The sequence below is a fragment of the Curtobacterium sp. MMLR14_010 genome (assembly GCF_001865015.1).
GTDB lineage: Bacteria > Actinomycetota > Actinomycetes > Actinomycetales > Microbacteriaceae > Curtobacterium.
On sequence record NZ_MJGV01000002.1, the window covers coordinates 172,243 to 189,847 of the forward strand.

21 protein-coding genes are annotated in these 17,605 nt (G+C 73.6%); 15 read left to right on the forward strand and 6 right to left on the reverse strand.

From position 1 onward, the window contains the following. Positions 1–22: 22 nt before the first annotated feature. A complete protein-coding gene (locus BIU98_RS00925) occupies positions 23–304 on the reverse strand; it encodes an acylphosphatase (RefSeq protein ID WP_139200493.1) in 282 nt (93 codons plus the stop codon). A 148-nt stretch (positions 305–452) separates the two neighbouring features. Between BIU98_RS00925 and BIU98_RS00930 the strand changes: the two genes are divergently transcribed. The 7 genes from BIU98_RS00930 to BIU98_RS00960 all read left to right on the forward strand — a co-directional run bounded on the left by BIU98_RS00930 (position 453) and on the right by BIU98_RS00960 (position 7,208). Then, on the forward strand, positions 453–1,151 hold the full coding sequence (locus BIU98_RS00930) for an NUDIX domain-containing protein (RefSeq protein ID WP_071269893.1): 699 nt from the start codon (positions 453–455) through the stop codon (positions 1,149–1,151). 11 nt (positions 1,152–1,162) lie between these two features. Next, complete coding sequence (gene nadA, locus BIU98_RS00935; RefSeq protein ID WP_071269895.1) at positions 1,163–2,434, forward strand: quinolinate synthase NadA; 1,272 nt, start codon at positions 1,163–1,165, stop codon at positions 2,432–2,434. A 2-nt stretch (positions 2,435–2,436) separates the two neighbouring features. Further along, positions 2,437–4,101 carry an L-aspartate oxidase gene (locus tag BIU98_RS00940; protein ID WP_071269898.1) on the forward strand — a complete coding sequence of 555 codons (1,665 nt, stop codon included), beginning with the start codon at positions 2,437–2,439 and terminating at the stop codon, positions 4,099–4,101. Further along, positions 4,098–5,027, forward strand: coding sequence for a carboxylating nicotinate-nucleotide diphosphorylase (gene nadC / locus BIU98_RS00945; protein WP_071269922.1), 930 nt, complete (start codon positions 4,098–4,100; stop codon positions 5,025–5,027). Before BIU98_RS00940 ends, nadC begins: the two co-directional genes overlap by 4 nt. Positions 5,028–5,032: 5 nt before the next feature. Further along, a complete protein-coding gene (locus BIU98_RS00950; RefSeq protein ID WP_071269925.1) occupies positions 5,033–6,190 on the forward strand; it encodes a cysteine desulfurase family protein in 1,158 nt (385 codons plus the stop codon). 89 nt (positions 6,191–6,279) lie between these two features. After that, positions 6,280–6,531, forward strand: a complete 252-nt coding sequence (locus tag BIU98_RS00955) for a hypothetical protein (RefSeq protein WP_071269926.1) — start codon at positions 6,280–6,282, stop codon at positions 6,529–6,531. A gap of 386 nt (positions 6,532–6,917) precedes the next feature. Then, complete coding sequence (locus BIU98_RS00960; protein WP_071269929.1) at positions 6,918–7,208, forward strand: hypothetical protein; 291 nt, start codon at positions 6,918–6,920, stop codon at positions 7,206–7,208. Here the strand turns inward: BIU98_RS00960 and BIU98_RS00965 are convergent. Then, complete coding sequence (locus tag BIU98_RS00965; protein WP_071269932.1) at positions 7,168–7,662, reverse strand: MSMEG_6728 family protein; 495 nt, start codon at positions 7,660–7,662, stop codon at positions 7,168–7,170. The two genes, BIU98_RS00960 and BIU98_RS00965, sit on opposite strands and share 41 nt — an antisense overlap. Positions 7,663–7,748: 86 nt before the next feature. On the opposite strand from BIU98_RS00965, the gene BIU98_RS00970 reads away from it, so the two are divergent. Next, positions 7,749–8,345 (forward strand): NAD(P)H-dependent oxidoreductase, encoded by a 597-nt coding sequence (locus BIU98_RS00970; protein ID WP_071269937.1) that lies wholly within the window; start codon positions 7,749–7,751, stop codon positions 8,343–8,345. 805 nt (positions 8,346–9,150) lie between these two features. Here BIU98_RS00970 and aroQ read toward each other — a convergent pair. Together aroQ and BIU98_RS00980 are read right to left on the reverse strand one after the other, a co-directional pair. Beyond that, positions 9,151–9,594, reverse strand: coding sequence for a type II 3-dehydroquinate dehydratase (gene aroQ, locus BIU98_RS00975; protein ID WP_071269956.1), 444 nt, complete (start codon positions 9,592–9,594; stop codon positions 9,151–9,153). A gap of 59 nt (positions 9,595–9,653) precedes the next feature. Beyond that, complete coding sequence (locus BIU98_RS00980; RefSeq protein ID WP_175481251.1) at positions 9,654–10,748, reverse strand: glycoside hydrolase family 5 protein; 1,095 nt, start codon at positions 10,746–10,748, stop codon at positions 9,654–9,656. Between the two features lie 171 nt (positions 10,749–10,919). Here BIU98_RS00980 and BIU98_RS00985 point away from each other — a divergent pair, with 171 nt between their 5' ends. Together BIU98_RS00985 and BIU98_RS00990 are read left to right on the forward strand one after the other, a co-directional pair. After that, on the forward strand, positions 10,920–11,510 hold the full coding sequence (locus tag BIU98_RS00985; RefSeq protein ID WP_139200494.1) for a DNA-3-methyladenine glycosylase I: 591 nt from the start codon (positions 10,920–10,922) through the stop codon (positions 11,508–11,510). Between the two features lie 39 nt (positions 11,511–11,549). After that, positions 11,550–12,260 carry a DJ-1/PfpI family protein gene (locus BIU98_RS00990; protein ID WP_071269962.1) on the forward strand — a complete coding sequence of 237 codons (711 nt, stop codon included), beginning with the start codon at positions 11,550–11,552 and terminating at the stop codon, positions 12,258–12,260. A gap of 11 nt (positions 12,261–12,271) precedes the next feature. Here BIU98_RS00990 and BIU98_RS00995 read toward each other — a convergent pair whose 3' ends face one another. Next, on the reverse strand, positions 12,272–13,063 hold the full coding sequence (locus BIU98_RS00995) for a LysR family transcriptional regulator substrate-binding protein (protein WP_071269965.1): 792 nt from the start codon (positions 13,061–13,063) through the stop codon (positions 12,272–12,274). A gap of 33 nt (positions 13,064–13,096) precedes the next feature. Here BIU98_RS00995 and BIU98_RS01000 point away from each other — a divergent pair, with 33 nt between their 5' ends. Genes BIU98_RS01000 through BIU98_RS01010 form a run of 3 tightly spaced genes read left to right on the forward strand, consistent with a single transcriptional unit; the run spans position 13,097 to position 14,624 of the window. Then, entirely contained in the window at positions 13,097–13,486 is a 390-nt protein-coding gene (locus BIU98_RS01000) for a DUF5997 family protein (protein WP_071269968.1), read from the forward strand. Positions 13,487–13,535: 49 nt separating this feature from the next. Then, on the forward strand, positions 13,536–14,042 hold the full coding sequence (locus tag BIU98_RS01005) for a hypothetical protein (protein WP_071269971.1): 507 nt from the start codon (positions 13,536–13,538) through the stop codon (positions 14,040–14,042). Positions 14,043–14,096: 54 nt separating this feature from the next. Further along, complete coding sequence (locus BIU98_RS01010) at positions 14,097–14,624, forward strand: Lrp/AsnC family transcriptional regulator (protein ID WP_071269974.1); 528 nt, start codon at positions 14,097–14,099, stop codon at positions 14,622–14,624. Positions 14,625–14,663: 39 nt separating this feature from the next. On the opposite strand, the gene BIU98_RS01015 is transcribed toward BIU98_RS01010, so the two are convergent. After that, complete coding sequence (locus tag BIU98_RS01015; protein WP_071269977.1) at positions 14,664–15,095, reverse strand: GNAT family N-acetyltransferase; 432 nt, start codon at positions 15,093–15,095, stop codon at positions 14,664–14,666. 106 nt (positions 15,096–15,201) lie between these two features. Here BIU98_RS01015 and BIU98_RS19215 point away from each other — a divergent pair, with 106 nt between their 5' ends. Both BIU98_RS19215 and BIU98_RS19675 read left to right on the forward strand, forming a co-directional pair. Further along, positions 15,202–16,599, forward strand: a complete 1,398-nt coding sequence (locus BIU98_RS19215) for a hypothetical protein (RefSeq protein ID WP_071269980.1) — start codon at positions 15,202–15,204, stop codon at positions 16,597–16,599. Between the two features lie 85 nt (positions 16,600–16,684). After that, the coding region (locus BIU98_RS19675; protein ID WP_217635641.1) for a chaplin family protein at positions 16,685–17,605 on the forward strand (921 nt) is incomplete at its 3' end.

Sequence of the window (17,605 nt, forward strand, 5' to 3'; positions counted from 1 at the left end):
CGATCGATCTCGGTCTGGCCGCTCAGCGCAGGATGTCGAAGCGCTCGGTGTCCCCGTGCGGGACGACCGGTCGGGCTGACACGTCGGTCACCGTCGCGGCGGGCGGACCGGTGCGGAGCATCTCGACGAGGGCGTCGACGGCGGCCGACGGCCCCTCGGCCTCGACCTCCACCGTGCCGTCGAAGAGGTTCCGCGCGTACCCCGCGAGTTCGAGTCCGTCCGCCTTGCGTGCCGTCCACCAGCGGAACCCGACCCCCTGGACCGTCCCCGCGACGACGACGTGCACACGTGTCACCGTTGTCATGTCGCCACAGTAGGCGCGTCGGGTTTCCCGCCGGTCACCGCCGTGCTTCGGGTGGATGTCGGTGTGTTTCGACCAGGTGTCGCCGCGCGTCGGAGCCAGTGATAGTGTCCTCTCAACCCGATCACTTACAGTCAGGATGACCTGAAGCATGGACGACACCGGGATCCGCCTCGCGGTCTCCACCGTGATCGTGGCCCTGCGCCCGCACCCCGACACCGGGGCGCCGGCGCTGTGGATGCCGCTGGTCCGTCGCACGGCCGAGCCGTACGAGGGGTCGTGGGCGCTCCCCGGCGGGTGGGTCGGTCCGGGCGAGGGGCTCGAGGACTCCGCCGCCGCCCGGCTCCGCGAGACGACGAACGTCCAGCCGCGGTACCTCGAGCAGCTCTACGCGTTCGGTGACGTCGACCGGTCCCCGACCCGGGTCGTGTCGATCGTGTACTGGGCCCTCGTCCGTCCGGCCGAGGCGAGCTCGGTGCCCGACGACTGGAACGTGCGCTGGTTCCTGGCGGACGAGCACCCGCCGCTCGCGTTCGACCACGACCGCATCGCCGAGTACGCCCTGTGGCGGCTCCGCACGAAGATGTCCTACTCGCGGATCGCGCAGGCCTTCCTCGGCGACCGCTTCACCCTCGCCGAGCTCCGCGGCGTGTACGAGGCCGTGCTCGGCCGCACGCTCGACCCCGCCAACTTCCGGCGGCAGGTCGCGCAGTCCGACGCGGTGATCGCCACCGACGAGACCACGAGCGGGGACCGGCACCGCCCGGCCCGGCTGTACCGCTCGAACCCCGACCTGGCCTACGCGGACAACGGCCCGCTGCAGTCCGGCCCCACCACCCGCACGACCTGACGGGAACCACCGTGTCCATCGCCACCACCATCGAACTGATCTCCAACGGCCGCGCCGAGGGCAGCACCTGCACGCCGGACCTCGCGATGCCGACGTGGGACTTCGACGCCCGCCCCGGCTACGGCCCGGGATCGTCGATGTCCGACGTCATCCCGACCACCGCCCCACGCCAGGGCCTGCTGCCCGATGAGTACAAGCAGGCGCCGGTCGACGAGCTCCACGCGCGCATCGAGCGGGCGAAGGCGACGCTCGGCGACCGGGTCGTGGTGCTCGGGCACTTCTACCAGCGTGACGAGGTGGTCCGGCACGCGGACTTCCTCGGTGACTCCTTCCAGCTCGCGAACGCGGCGCTGACCAAGCCCGACGCCGAGGCGATCGTCTTCTGCGGCGTGCACTTCATGGCCGAGACGGCGGACGTCCTGGCCAGGGACGACCAGCGCGTCATCCTGCCGAACCTGGCCGCCGGCTGCTCGATGGCGGACATGGCCGACATCGACAGCGTCGAGGCCGCCTGGGCCGAGCTCGAGGCCGTCTACGGCACCGAGCCCGACGCCGAGGGCCGCGTGCCGGTCATCCCCGTCACCTACATGAACTCGGCCGCCGACCTCAAGGCGTTCTGCGGGCGGCACGGCGGCATCGTGTGCACGTCCTCGAACGCGGCGACCGTGCTCGAGTGGGCGTTCGAGCGGGGCCAGCGCGTCCTGTTCTTCCCCGACCAGCACCTCGGCCGGAACACCGCGAAGGCGATGGGCATCAGCACCGACCTCATGCCGATGTGGAACCCGCGGCTGCCCGGAGGTGGCAACACCGCCGCGGACCTGCTCGCGGCGAAGGTCGTCCTGTGGCACGGCTTCTGCTCGGTGCACCGGCGCTTCACCGTCGACCAGATCGAACAGGCGCGTCGTGACCACCCGGGCGTGACGGTGATCGTCCACCCGGAGTGCCCGATGGCCGTCGTCGACGCCGCCGACGTCGCCGGCAGCACCGACCTGATCCGCAAGACCGTCGCGGCGGCCACGGAACCGACGACCTTCGCGATCGGCACCGAGGTCAACATGGTCAACCGGCTCGCGGCCGAGTACCCGCAGCACACGATCTTCTGCCTCGACCCCGTCGTCTGCCCGTGCTCGACGATGTACCGGATCCACCCGGGCTACCTGGCGTGGGTGCTCGAGGCGCTGGTGCGCGGCGAGGTCCTCAACCAGATCGTCGTCCCGGACGCGGTCAAGGCGGACGCCAAGGTCGCACTCGAGCGCATGCTGGCAGCCAAGCCGAGGGCCTGACCGTGCACGTCGTCATCGTCGGCTCCGGCATCGCCGGGCTCACCGCCGCCATCCGTGCGAGCACGCACCACGACGTCACCCTCGTGACGAAGGGGGCCCTCGCCGACGCCGCGACGAGCCACGCCCAGGGCGGCGTCGCCGTCGCGCTCGGCGCCGACGACTCGGCGGCCCTCCACGCTGCCGACACCCAAATCGCGGCGGCGGGCAGCGCCGACGCCCGCGCGGTCGACGTGCTCTGCACCGACGGCCCCGCCCGGGTCCGTGACCTGCTCGCCCTCGGGGTGCCGTTCGACCGCACCGACGACCCGGGGAGCCTCGACCGCCACGGCGACGACCTGGCCCGCGGCCGCGAGGCAGCCCACGGCCGGTGGCGCGTCGTCCACGCCGCCGGGGACGCGACCGGCGCCGCGATCGAACGGACGCTCATCGCCGCGCTCCACCGTCGGCACGTCACGATCCTCGAACGCACCTGCCTCACCGACCTCGTGCTGCGGGACGGCGCGGTCGTCGGCGTCGACGTGCTCGACCTGCTCGGCGAGCCGCGACGGATCGAGGCCGACGCGGTCGTGCTCGCCTCCGGGGGAGCCGGCCACCTCTACCGCGAGACCACGAACCCGCTCGTCGCGACCGGCGACGGCGCCGCGGCCGCCTGGCGTGCCGGGGCCGTCCTCGCCGACCTCGAGTACGTCCAGTTCCACCCGACCCGGCTCGCGGTCCCCGGCGGTGGCCTGGTCTCCGAGGCCGTCCGCGGCGAGGGCGCTGTCCTCCGCGACGCCCGGGGCCACCGCTTCATGCGCGCAGTCCACCCGGACGCGGAACTCGCTCCCCGCGACGTCGTCGCCCGCGGGATCGCCGCCGCGATCCGCGACCACGGCGCCGTGTTCCTCGACGCCGGCGGCCTCGACGCCGCCTTCCTCGTCGGACGCTTCCCCGGCCTGACCCGTGCCACCCTGGCCGCCGGCTTCGACTGGACCCGCGAGGGCGTCCCGGTCGCCCCCGCCGCGCACTACTCGATGGGCGGCGTGGCCACCGACGCCGAAGGACGGACGAGCCTGCCCGGCCTGTCCGCCGTCGGCGAGGTCGCCTGCACCGGCGTCCACGGCGCCAACCGCCTCGCCTCGAACTCCCTGCTCGAGGGCCTCGTCTTCGCGGTCCGCGCCGCGGACGCGCTCGGTGCACCCCGACCCGGTCGGCTCCGGCTCCGCGGTGACGCGACGGTCCCCGTCACCACGGTGACGGACCTGCCGGAGCCGGTGCGAGCCTCCCGTCCGGTGGGTGGTGACCACGGACGGACGGGAGGCCCGGATCGCCTCCCCGAGCCGGCGGACGTCCGGCGGGTGCTGCAGTCCGTCATGACCGAGCGGGTCGGGTTGCTCCGGGACGCTGCCGGGCTCGCGTTCGCGCGACGCGAGCTGGCCGCGCTGACCGTCGAGGCGCCGACGACGGTCCGGGGGCACGAGGACCGCGCGCTCCTCGACCTCGCCCGGCTGGTCGCCCGCGCTGCCGAGGCCCGCACCGAGTCCCGCGGCGCCCATGCCCGGACCGACCACCCCCACACCGACCCGGATGCTCCCGCGTCGCTCGCGTGGGCCCGGGCCCTCACGCCCGCGTCCAACCCTGTCACCGCTCCTGTTCTCGCTCCCGTCCCCGAAGAGGCCATCGCATGACCAGCACCGCCACGTCGCCCGTCGACCCCGGCACGATCCCGCCGCACGTGCTCCGACGCGTCATCGAGACGGCGCTCGAGGAGGACGCCCCGTGGGGCGACGTCACCAGTGAGACGTTGATCCCGGCAGCCGCGACGGCCACCGCGACGCTCGGCGCCAGGGAGGCCGGTGTGCTGAGCGGCGGCCCGGTCGTCGTCGCGGTCATGCACGCGGTCGACCCGACGATCGCGGTCTCGCTGCAGTGTGCCGACGGCGCCGCCTTCTCGGCCGGGGACGTGCTGGCGACCGTGACCGGTCCCGCGCGGTCCGTGCTCCGCGCCGAGCGGGTCGCGCTGAACCTGGTGCAGCGGTTGTCCGGCATCGCGACGGTCACCGCGCGGTACGTCGACGCGGTGTCCGGCACGGACGCGCGGATCGTCGACACGCGCAAGACCACACCCGGGCTCCGGGCGCTCGAGCGCTACGCGGTGCGGTGCGGCGGCGGGCACAACCACCGCACGTCGCTGTCGGACGCGGTGCTCGCGAAGGACAACCACCTGGCGGTGCTCCTCGCGAGCGGGATCGGCATCGGCGACGCGATCCGTGCTGCCCGGGAGCGCCTCGGGCACACGGTGCACCTGGAGGTCGAGGTGGACCGGATCGACCAGGTCGAACCTGTCGTCGCCGCGGGGGTCGACACGATCATGCTCGACAACTTCACCCCGGCGGACCTCGTCACCGGGGTCGGCATCGTCGCCGGGCGGGCGCTCGTCGAGGCCTCGGGCGGGGTGTCGCTCGAGACCGTCGCGGCGATCGCGGCCACGGGCGTGGACGTCATCTCGGTCGGGGCGTTGACGCACTCAGCGCGGGCGCTCGACCTCGGGCTGGACATGTCCGTGGCCGTGGGCGTCGCTGCTCCGTCGGGCGTCGCCGCTGCGGCGCTCTGACGGGCGTGTTCTACCTGGACCGGGCCGCCACGACGCCCGTCCGCCGCGAGGTCCTCGAGGCGATGTGGCCCTGGCTCGCCGGCGGCTTCGGCAACCCGTCCTCGACGCACGGCATCGGGGACCAGGCGGCACGGGGTCTCGCCGACGCCCGGGCGCAGGTGGCCGCGGTGCTGGGGTGCCGCCCCGCCGAGGTCGTCTTCACCGCCGGGGGGACCGAGGGGGCGAACACCGCGGTGAAGGGCCTGGCGCTCGCCGCACCCCGGGGGCGGCACGTCGTCACGAGTGCGATCGAGCACGAGGCGGTGCTCGCCAGCTGCGACTACCTCGCTCGATTCCACGACTTCACCGTGACCGTGCTGCCCGTCGACCGGGACGGCCTGGTCGCACCCGCCGTGCTGGCCGCGGCGCTCCGGCCCGACACCACGCTGGTGTCGATCGCCCACGCCGACAACGAGATCGGCACCGTGCAGGACGTCCCCGCGCTCGCCGCGGTCGCGCACGCGGTCGGCGCCCGGTTCCACACCGACGCCGTCCAGTCCGCACCGTGGCTGCCGATCGGGCTCGACCGACTCGGCGTGGACGCGCTGACGTTCTCCGGGCACAAGCTCGGCGCGCCGAAGGGCACCGGTGTCCTCGCGCTGCGCGCCGGCGTGCCGATGGAGCCGCTCGTGCACGGCGGGGGACAGGAGCGCGGACGTCGCTCGGGCACCGAGGACGTCGCCGGCGCGGTCGCGGTGGCCACGGCACTGACCCTGTCGGACGCCACCCGGGACACCGCAGCCGGGACGGCGACCACGACCCGGGACGCGGTCGTCGCGGGCGTGACGGCGCGGGTGCCGGGCGCGATGCTGACCGGCTCGCCGTCCGAGCGGTTGCCCGGGCACGCGTCGTTCTGCTTCACCGCGACGGCGGAGCTGCCGGGGGTCAACGGCGAGACGGTGCTGCTGGAGCTCGAGCAGCGGGACGTCGTCTCGTCCTCGGGGAGCGCGTGCGCCGCCGGCAGCACCGAGGCGTCGCACGTGCTCACCGCGCTCGGCCTGTCCGACGACATCGCCCGGAGTGCTGTCCGCCTGACCTTCGACGCCGGTCTGACCGAGGCGGACGTGCCCCTCGTCGTCGATGCCGTGGCCGCAGCGGTGGGGTCCGTCCGGGCGCTCGGTTGAGCGCGTCAGGGGTGAACTAGACGTTCTACTCCATCTCTGGGGTCCTGTCCCCCCTTCTGCGGACAAGCGATCTGCGACAGAGTGTCCACATGGCAAACGCGATGATGACCCGGACGCTCCGGGAGGACCGCTTCCGAGCGGTGCAGCTCCTCCCGGCACCGGCGACCGTCCTCGCGCTCGCCGTGGCAGCCGGACACGACGTCGGCACCGCCCCACTCGGTCTGATCGCCGCCGTGGGTGCGCTCGCCACGATCGGGAGCGCCCTGCTCCCGATGCTCTGCCGGTCCATGCCCGCCCCGACCGAGTCGGAGCGGTACCGAGAGGACACCGAACACCTCTGAGGACCCGCGCCCTCGGTTCCGACACCCCCATGGGACCCGATGGGCGCGACCAGACCGGACGCGACCCTGAAACCGCGTCCGGAGCGGGCGAGGCGAACCCCTGTCGCCGCCGTCCGCTGCACCCGAGGCCCGTCGTGGGCTGCGGGACGTCAATCCCCTGAACGACGTCCACATCGCTCCCCACGGCGGGCCCGGGTGCACTTCCGCGCCGTCCCGGTGCCCGTCCTGGCCGCCCGCGCTGGCCGCCCGTCCCGGTGCCCGTTCTGGCCGCCCGTTCTACTCGGTGCGAGGTTGACCACCCCGTGCGCCTCCATCGCGCCGCACCACGTGGTCTGTCCCGCACGAGCCGGAAGACCCTGCACGGTGCTCGCCGCTAGCGTGACCTCGTGCCCTCCTACCGCGTGACCCTCGCCGTCGGTGCCCTCGCCCCCGGGGTCGCCCCGGACGCCGTCCTGCCCGAAGCCGCCCGACTCGTCGCCGAACGGACCGTGGTCGAGGCCCAGGACGTCCGACTCCTGCGCGGCGTGCCCTGCGCGGTCGTCCGCTACGAGGCCGCCGAGGACAGCGACGCGGTCGCGATCGCCCGCCACGCGGTGGACGGGCTGCGCGACACCGTCGAGATCCGGTCGGACCGGGTCACCCGGCGCGACGGGGCGCGGTGGACGCCGATCGCTTGAGCGCACTCGCGGACGGCACCGGCCAGACGTACTCGAGGTCGTCCGGCGCGTCCGGGAACAGCGGTCGGTAGAACTCCGGCGCCTTCTGCACGAGCTTCGAGCGGTGCGACAGGTGCACTCGCTCGTCCTCGTTCCACGCCGGTCGCGGGTAGTCGCCGCGCTCGTAGGCGGCCAGGTCCTCGGGAACGCGGGCCAGGTCCTCGAGCGTCTTCGCCAGGCAGGTGTCGGCGTGCCCGCGTTCCAGCCACACCGAGCAGGTCGCGTCCTGGTAGGCCATCAGCGCCGGCCGGTACCCGCGCCACATCGCCGTGACCGGGTGGTGCTGCCAGCCGTAGTCGGGCAGTGTCAGCGCACGCATCACCTGCAGTGTCTCGACGCGCTGCTTGCCGAGCCGCTTGTCGTCGAGGACCTCGGCAGAGGCACGGAAGTCGGCGAAGGGCAGGAACGTCTGCATGCCGCGAACGGTACGCGGCCACGGCTGAGGCGACACATGCCGTCACACGCGAGCAGCCGATCCGAGCCCGTGTGAGCATCGGACCCATGAGCGGAGCACACGTCGTCGGCGTCAGCGGCAGCCCATCCGACCCGTCCAGGACCTCGACGCTGGTCGCGGCCACGGTCGCCCGGCTCGGCGAGGAGCTCGACGGCGCCGAGACCGCGACGATCGAGATCGGGCCGCTGCTGGCCGACCTCGGAGCCGCGTCCGACCGGGCGTCCATGGTGCCCGCGACGATCGCCGCACTCGAGGCCGTCGAGTCCGCCGACGTCCTCGTCGTCGGCAGCCCCGCGTTCCGTGCGGCGTACTCCGGCGCGTTCAAGCTCTTCTTCGACTGGGTCGGACAGTACGACCTCGTCGACACCCCGGTGCTCCTGACCGCCACGGGCGGGAGCGACCGGCACGCACTGCTCGTCGAGCACCAGATGCGTCCGCTGTTCGGCTTCTTCCAGTCCACGACGCTGCCGCTCGGGGTCTTCGGCAACGAGCGCGACTTCACCAAGCGCGAGGGCGGCTACGACATCACGAGCCTCGACCTCGAGCTCCGCATCGACCAGGCCGTGCGGCGCGCACTCCCGATCATCCGCGGCGGCTTCGTGACGGCCGCCACCGCCGAGGTCCGCCGCCCCGCCGACTTCTGATCCGTGTCGCCTCCGGTGCCGGGGACCCGACACGAACTGCGATCTCGAGGCCGCTGGCGTCCGTCACCACCGGACGGGAGGCTCGTCCCGGCGCCGCCACGAGCCTCCCGTCCGCCTCGTGGTGCGCACCGCACCAAGACGCCGGTGTCTCGGGGACCCGGGGTGAGACGCCTCGTGCAGTTCGAGACGCCGGTGTCTGGCGCGGTGTCTCATCGAGACGCCGGTGTCTGCGCGAGACGCCTCGTGCGGGTCGAGACGCCGCCGAAATCCGCGGCGTCTCGCGAACTCCGCGGTGTCTCACGGAGACGCCGGTGTCTCGCTCCGAGCACGCAGGCACGCATCGAAACGCCGGTGTCTGCGCGAGACGCCTCGTGCGGGTCGAGACGCCGCCGAAATCCGCGGCGTCTCGCCAACTCGGCGGTGTGTCATGGAGACGCCGGTGTCTCGCTCCGAGTACGCAGGCACGCATCGAGACGCCGGTGTCTGGCGCGGGTGACTCGTCGAGACGCCGGTGTCTGCGCGAGACGCCTCGTGCGTGTCGAGACGCCGCCGAAAGCCGCGGCGTCTCGTGAACTCCGCGGTGTCTCATCGAGACGCCGGTGTGTCGCGTAGGGCACACATCGAGACGCCGGCGTCTCGCGCCGGGCACGCACCGAGACGCCGGCGTCTGGCGTAGGGCACGCGGGCACGCACCGAGACGCCGGCGTCTGGCGTAGGGCACGCACGAACGCGCCGAGACGCCGGCGTCTCGCCGCCCCGCGCCCCGCGCCCCGCGCCCCGCACCCCGCACCCCGCACCCCGCGCCTCAGCGCAGCAGCGCCGCCAGGTGCGCCACGGCCAGCCGGTACCCGTCAGCGCCAGCCCCGGCGATGACCGCGGTCGCCGCCGTGGCCACGTGGTCGACGTGCCGGAAGGGCTCACGCTTCCACGTGTTCGAGATGTGGACCTCGACCACGGGCACGGACAGCGCCTCGACGGCATCGTGCAGCGCGACCGAGGTGTGCGCGTACGCCGCGGGGTTGATCACGACACCGTCGAAGTCGTCGAGCGCCTCGTGCAGCCACTCGACGAGCTCGCCCTCGCGGTTGGTCTGGCGGAAGTCGATGCCGAGCCCGTGCACCTCGGCCTCCGCGCGGACGATGTCCTCGATGTCCGCCAGCGTGACCGTGCCGTACTGCTCCGGGTCGCGGCGTCCGAGGATGTCGAGGTTCGGGCCGTTGAGGACGAGGATGCGCGACTGCTCGGTCATGCGGCGAGCCTACCGATCGGCCCCAGCGCTCCGGGTCGTCAGCGCGGGCGGAACCGCCGTCAGAGCGGGCGCAGCCGGTAGTGCTTCCGGACCGCGTCCCCGTACGGCGTGCGTGTCCCGTCCCAGTTGCTGATGAGCGCCGACCCGCCGTACTGCGCCCCGTCGGGGCACCCGGTGACGCCGAAGTTCCAGAACGCGTACCCGTCGCCGCCGTTCGCGTCCATCCACTTCATGAAGGCCAGGGGCATCACGGTCGAGCAGTCGTTGACGCCGATCTCCGCGGCCACGAGCGGCATCTTCGCCGCGACGGGGGCGAACTGCGCCGACCAGCACGTCGCCGTGACGCAGGCCTTGAAGTTGTAGAGGTGCTGACCTGCCACCAGGGCCTTCGCCGGGTCCTTCGGCATGGCGGTGAGGAGCGGCGACATGTCGTGCCCCCAGTCCAGCCCGTTCACGATGATCGGCTGCTTGGCCCCGGTCGCACGGATCGTGTCGACGAGCTGCTGGTAGCCGGCGGCCTGCCACCCGCCCGGCATCGCGCAGCCGTCACGCCAGCAGGCGACGGACACGTCGTGGGGTTCGTTGTACGGCTCGTAGAGCACGGCGGGGTTGCCCGCGAACTTCGTTGCGACGGACTTCCAGAACGGGACGGAGTACGTCGTGTTCGGCATCTCCCGCGACTGTTCGCCCCAGATCGCGGTCGGCCCGGTGAAGTGCAGGTCGAGGATTGACCGGATGCCGTTCGCGGCGAGACGGTTGACGTACGCCGTGACGGAGTTGCGGTAGGCCGTGCCCGAGGACGTCGGCGCCCAGTCCATGTTCCCGATCCAGCAGTGCTCGTTCAACGGGATCCGCACGGTGTTGACGTTCCACGAGCGCAGCAGGTCGATCGACGCGACGTCGGTCGGACCGGAGAACACCCCGCCGCCCTGCTGGCAGTTGTACTCGGAGCCCGACCGGTTCACGCCGCGGAGCTCCACCCGCCTGCCCGCGGTGTCGGTCAGCGCGGTGCCCGACACCCGGACGGCCGTCACGGGCTTGCGGGGCGTGGTGGCCGCGGACGCGGTCGTCGCGGGGACCAGGACCCCCACGACGACGGCGATCACGGTGAGTCCGGTCACGACGCTGCGCCGGACGATGCTGGATCGCCTCATGGGGTCATCGTCCTCCCCGGCTCCGCTGCTGTCCACCGGTGGACAGGGGGCACGCATCCGGCCTGGAGGCTCGTCCCGCGTCCGCCACGTCACCTCCGGTCGGCGGACGGTCGGGCCGGGCGCGGGCCCGCCGCGGGCGCGGTGTCGGAGGCGTACCGGCAGGATGGTCCCGTGAGTGACCTCGTGATCGGCGACGACGGCCTGGCCCGGCCGGTGTGGGCGTCGACGGACCCCATGCTCCGGGACTACTACGACACTGAGTGGGGGATGCCCGTCCACGACGAGCGGGGCGTGTTCGAGCGGCTCTCGCTCGAGGCCTTCCAGTCCGGGCTCTCCTGGCGCACGATCCTGGCCAAGCGTCCGGCGTTCCGCGCTGCCTTCGCCGACTTCGACCCTGACGCCGTCGCGGGCTTCGGCGAGCACGACGTCGACCGGCTGATGGCCGACGCCGGCATCGTGCGGAACCGGGCGAAGATCCTGGCGACGATCACCAACGCCAACGCCACCGTCGCCCTGCGTGCGGACGGCGGCCTCGCCGAGTTCGTCTGGTCCTTCCGTCCGTCGACGACCCCCGAGCCGAGCACCTCCGCCGAGGTCCCGACGACGAGCGAGGAGTCCGTCGCCCTGTCGAAGGCCCTGCGGAAGCGCGGGTTCGCCTTCGTCGGCCCGACGACCATGCACGCGCTGATGGAGGCTCTCGGGATCGTCGACACGCACCTCGTCGGCAGTCACCGCCGCGGCAGCTCGGGCGTCTGGGCCTGACCGGACCGAGACGGCACGACCGGGGCTAGGGTCGCGGGCATGACGACCGAGCGCAGCACCCCGGAGCACGACCCCGCCGCCGTCCGGATCGCGTTCGTGCTCTTCGCGGACCTGACCCAGCTCGACCTGACCGGTCCCGCGCAGGTGCTCAGCCGGGTGCCGGGCGCCCGGGTGGAGTACGTCGCCGCGACGCTCGACCCGGTGCCGAGCGACTGCGGGCTCGCGCTCGTGCCGACCGCCACGCTCGACGATGCCGCACCGGCGGACGTCCTCGTCGTCCCCGGCGGCGACGGTGCCTTCGACGCCATGCTCGACCCCGACGTCATCGCGTTCGTCCGCCGCGAGGCCGAGCACGCCACCTGGGTCACCTCGGTGTGCACCGGGGCTTTCGTCCTCGGCGCCGCCGGGCTGCTCGCCGGCAAGCGGGCGACGACGCACTGGGCCTCGAAGCCGATGCTCGCCGCGTTCGGGGCGACACCGGTGGACGAGCGGTACGTCGTCGACGGCGCCGTCGTCACCGCGGCCGGCGTCAGCGCGGGCATCGACATGGCGCTCTGGCTCGCGGCCGAGCTCGTCGGGCAGGCCGCCGCCGAGCGCATCCAGCTGCAGATCGAGTACGACCCGCACCCGCCGTTCGACGCCGGTTCGGCCGAGCGTGCCGACGCCCGGGCCGTCACCGCAGCTCGGACGGCTGCTGAGTCAGCGCGCGGCGACCGGGTGGCGCGGGCTGCTGCGGCGGTGCTGTCCTGACGACCGGATCGTCAGCGGTTGCCCTTGGAACCGCGGCTCGGCTTGCCGCGCATCTTGCCCCGCCCCGGGGTGGGGCCCTTGCCGGTGTTCGACTTCTTGCCGGCACCGGACTTCCCGCCGCCGGGCGACTTCGCCTTCGCCTTGCCGCCGGGAGCCTCCTTGGAACGCGGGCTCTTCCCGGATCCGGACGCGCCACGCGCCGGACGCGCGGGCTCGTCGGCGGGCCGGTCCGAGCCTCCTGGCTGGTCCGGCTGGCTCCTGGAGCTGTTGGCGGTCCGCCCGCGCACCACGCCGATGAACTCCTCGGTCAGCTCGGAGGAGTCCGCGTCCCGCCAGACCAGCGCGACGCGGGTGCCCTCGGCGTCGGCGAGCGGCCGGGCGACGAGGTCCTTGCGACTGGCCTTGCGGAAGAGCGACTGCGGGAGGACGACCACGCCGACGTTCGCCTCGACCAGGTCGAGCGCGGCGTCGACGTCCGCGGGGACGGGCCCGGCGTCGATCACGTGGACGGCTTCCAGGTGCGCTGCGGTGACCTCGGTCGCCTTCGCGAGGTCCGAGTCCTTCGGGGTCGCGACGACGGCGGTCTCGGTCCAGAGGGGGATCGCTCGGAGGTCCTCGGGGACGGGCATCCTGGCGAACACCATGTCGACGACGTCCTCCTCGTCGGAGAGCGCCGCGACGAGGTCGCCCTGGCCGACGGGGCGGAGTCGGAGCTCGACGGAGGGGAAGCGGTCGCGCCAGACCCTGGCCCACTTGGCGGGTGAGACGCCCGGCACGAACGCGATGGTGAGTGCCACGGTCATGCAACCGAGCATAGGGGCCGTACCCTTGACCCCATGGCGCAGGAACAGACGATGAAGCCCGAGACGGCTGCGAAGAAGCTCGGCATCCTGCTGTCGGCCGCTCCGGAGTCCTTCCGCGACGCGCCCGTCACGCGGACCGCCTTCGAGGAACTCCGGACCGAGCCGCCGACGTGGCTCGAGGAGCTCCGCCGCGACGGCCCCCACCCGCGACCCGTCGTCGCGCAGAAGCTCGGCGTCTCGATCTCCGGCCTGTCGCGCTCCGGCATCGAGGACGCGCTGACCACGGCCGAGATCAAGCAGCTGCTCGTGGAGAAGCCCGAGTGGCTCGTCCAGGAGCGCGCGACCCAGGCCGCCGTGCACGAGGAGAACGCCCGCGTGAAGCACGAGCGCGCCGCCAAGGCCGCTGCCCGCGCCGAGGCCTGACACCCGCTCCACCATCACCTGACCCGTCCGGACCGACCCAGGACCGCCCGTGCACGAGACCGTCGCCGACGCCATGCTCGTCGTGCCGCAGTTCGCGTCGGTGTGCTGCATCGTCGGGGACCGGTACCGCCCGCGCCCCGGGGTGATCGTGCCCGCCGGCGTGATGCTCGTCGCGATGCTCATGCCCGTCGTGCACGCCGGGTCCTCGTGGACGCTGCTCGCCGCCACGGTGCTGCTGCTCCTGGCGCCGCTGCCGGTCATGCGTCGCCGACGTGCCGACGGGCGTCGTGCTGAGCCGATGGACGTGCACCGGGCGCTGTCCTCGGTCGTGATGGCCGGGATGCTCCTGATGGGGCACGCCTCCGGGCTCTCCGACCCGCACGCCGGGCACGGCATCGCGCTGTCGGCCGTGCTCGGTGGCGGCGTGATCGGGTACTGCGCGTTCAGCGGGTGGCTGCTCCGGTACGAGTGGGGCCGCGAGGACCGCCGCTCCGTGCGCAGCGGCGAGGTCTTCGCGATGACGGTCGCCGTGATCGGCATGACGCTCGCGATGTAGCTCGGTCTCGCGCCCCCGGTGGGGCACGAACCTGCCCCACGCTACGGTGGTCGCGTGTCCGACCGCCCTGTCCGCCGTCCCGACCCGGCGCCGCGCCTCGACGAGGTCGACGAGCGCATCCTCTGGACCCTGGCCGCCGACGCCAGGATCCCGAACAACCGGTTGGCCGCCGCGGTTGGGATCGCCCCGTCGACGTGTCTGACCCGGGTCCGGGCCCTCGAGGACGCCGGCGTGATCCGCGGCTACCGTGCGGACGTCGACGTCGCGCGGCTCGGGTTCTCGATCGAGGCCATGGTGTCGGTGCGGGTGCACGCGGCCGCACGGCACGAGCTCCGCGACTTCGCCAAGCGCCTGCTGCGGGTGCCCGTCGTGCTCGACGTGTCGTTCCTGGCCGGCGACAAGGACTTCCTCGTGCACATCGCCTGCACGTCGACCGAGCAGCTGCGGGACTTCGTCGCCGACGAGCTCAGCGGGGACCCGTCGGTCGCGACGACGCAGACGAACATCGTGTTCGAACGGCTCGTCGCGGACCGGGAGCGCCAGGCGAAGTCGTACGACGAGCTCCGCCGCTGGCGGGCCTGAGCGGTCGCGCGCGTCGGCGCGTGCGGGTCCGGTCGCGCGTCAGCGCGTGCGGGTCATGGGGACGTGCGGGATCGCGTCCTCGATGAACTCGTCGCCGGATCGGACGAAGCCGAAGCGGCCGTACCACTGCTCGAGGTGCGACTGCGCGTTGAGCGTCACGACGGGGGAGCGGGTCTCGGCGATCGCCGCCTGCATGAGCGCTGCCCCGAGGCCGGCGCCACGGGCGTGTGCCGCGGTGGCGACACGGCCGATGCGCTCGGTGCCGTCGTCCTCGCGCAGGAGGCGCAGCGTCGAGTCGACCGACCCTTCGCCCGCCCAGAACTGGATCGTGCCGGGCTCGAGGTCACGGCCGTCGATGTCCCCGTACGCGCACTCCTGCTCGACGACGAAGACGTCCTGCCGCAGCCGGAGGATCTCGTGCAACGTGACGACGTCGAGGTTGCGGGTGGGGGCGCTGAAGGTCGAGGGCAACTTCGTTCCTGACTTTTTCTTGGGAATCTGGCGGCGCGGTTCTGGTCGAGGCGTACCGTGCCGTTCAACCACTCTACGTGCGCAGCCGAGATCAGGAGGTGAGCGCATGGACAACCCGTTGCGCGCACCCTGGCGCGCTGCGATCCGGTACGCCCTCGTGGGCACCGGAGTCAGCGCGGCCGCCGTGCTGCTCTCGTTGACGCTCGGTGCGCAGACCGCGTCCGCCGCCGAGCAGACCCCGAGCGTCCGGACCACCGCGTCGTCGTCCTCCGGACTGCTCGGCGGGGTCGTCGACGGGGTCACGGACACCGCCGGCCAGGCCGTCAGCGCCGTGGTCGCCCCGGTCCGTCAGGTCGTCGCACCGGCACCGGCACCGGCACCGGCCCCTGCTGCCCCGGCACCGGCCCCTGCCGCACCCGCACCCGCATCGGCACCCGCTGCTCCGGCACCTGCTGGCCCGGCACCCGCCGTCCACGCACCGGCCCCCGTGCACGCAGCTCCGGCCCCCGCGGCACCGGCCCCGACGCACCAGCAGCCCGCGGCACCCGCCCCGACGCAGCAACAGCCGGCGCCCGCCGCCCCGTCGGCCACCCCGACGACGACCGCCCCCGCGCACCCCGCCAGCCCGACCCCGGCAGTGGTCCTGACCACCCCGACGACGCCGGCCGACACGACGGACGCCACCCCGGCCTCCCGGCCGCTCACCGGCACCGTCGCCTCCGTGCTCCGCCCCGTGACCGGGACCGTCCAGGGACTCACGGGCGCACGCCCGGTCTCGTCGGTCGTCGACACGCTGGACGGCGTCGTCGGAGCACTGCCGGTCGTCGGCGGCGTCGTCGGTGACGACACCCTCGGCACCGTCACCGCACCCGTCAGCAGCGTCGTGGACGACGTCCTCGGCGACGTCGGCACGGTCGTCGGCGACGTCCCGGGCGTCGTGGCCGATCCGCTCCCGCCCGTCCTCGGCACCCTGCCTGGAGGCTCGACCCCCCTCCCACAGCTCCCCGCACCCCCGGTGGGCGGCGGCTCCGGAACGGTGGGTCACCCGGGCGGTCCGGCTGGCGGACCGTCGGTCCCGCGGCCCGCAGTGCGGACCGTGGCCGTGACGGCTGGGACGGCTCCGAACGTCCCCGTCTCGATCGTCCCCGTGTCCGTCGTCGAGCGCGCTGCGCAGACCTCGGGACTGCCGGCACCGGAGCTCCGGACGGACGGGCCGCTGCTGGCCCCGACGGCGACGGCGACCGCGAGCACGCCGGACTCGGCGACGCTCGGCGGCACGGCACTGTTCGTCCCGCAGGGGAACCCCGGAGGGGCGCCGCTCGGCGACTCCGGACTCGGACTCACCGGCGGTACCACGACCGGCGGCTCCGCCGGTGCGGGTGTCGCCGGGACGGTCGGCGCCTCCGCCGACCAGGACCCCCTCGCCGCGGGGACGCGCGGCTCGATCGCCGACGACGTGGTCCCCACGTCGGTCCCCGGCGACCACGACGTCGCACCTGACTGAGGTCGGCGCACCTGCCCGTTCGGCAGGACGCGCCATCCGATCGCACCCGCGATCGGCACAAGACCTCAATGCAGGAGTGATGACCATGAACAAGCACGTCTCGAGAGGGCTGTGGTTCGCCCTCTTCGTCGGTGGACTCACGCTCGGGGGGACGGCCGCGGCGAACGCGGCGACGACCTCCGGTGCGGACGGCATCGTGTCAGGAACCCAGGTGGCGCCGTCGATCGACGCGCCCGTCTCCGTCGGCGGGAACGCCCTCGGCGTCCTCGGCGACGCGGTGTCGTCGGCGGTGGCAGCTCCGGCTGCCGCACCGTCGCCGGCCGCTGTCCCCGCCCCGGCTGCTGCCGCTCCCACCACCTCGGGATCGGACGGCATCGCCTCCGGCACCCAGGTCGCGGGAGCCGTCAGCGTGCCGGTCGACCTCACCGGCAACGCGGTGGCCGTGCTCGGTGACGCTGCGGCGTCGGCGGTGCCGGCTGCTCCGGCTCCGGCCGCTCCTGCACCCGCAGCTCCGGCTCCGGTTGCACCTGCACCTGCACCTGCACCTGCAGCCGCTGCGGCTCCGGTCACGTCCGGGGCGGACGGGATCGCCTCGGGCACGCAGGTCGTGCCCGCCGTCGAGGTCCCCGTGACCATCAGCGGCAACGGCGTCGGTGTCCTCGGGGAGGGCACGGCCTCGGGTCCTGCCCCCACGGCGGGCTCCGGGACCGCTGGTCCCGGGACCGCGAGCTCCGAGTCCGCTGGATCCGAGGGGACGACCTCCGGCGCTGACGGGACGCTCTCCGGCACACAGGTGTCGCCGGTCGTCTCGGTCCCCGTGACGATCTCGGGCAACGGGGTCGGGCTGCTCGGCGACGGGACAGCGACGGGCACGGGCTCGTCGCCGGCGCCCGCACAGCCGGCCGCTCCCGCGGCGGGATCGGGCGCTGCGCCCGTGACCTCGGGCGAGGACGGCATCGGTTCGGGCACGCAGGTGGTGCCGGTGGTGAGCCTGCCGGTCACGGTC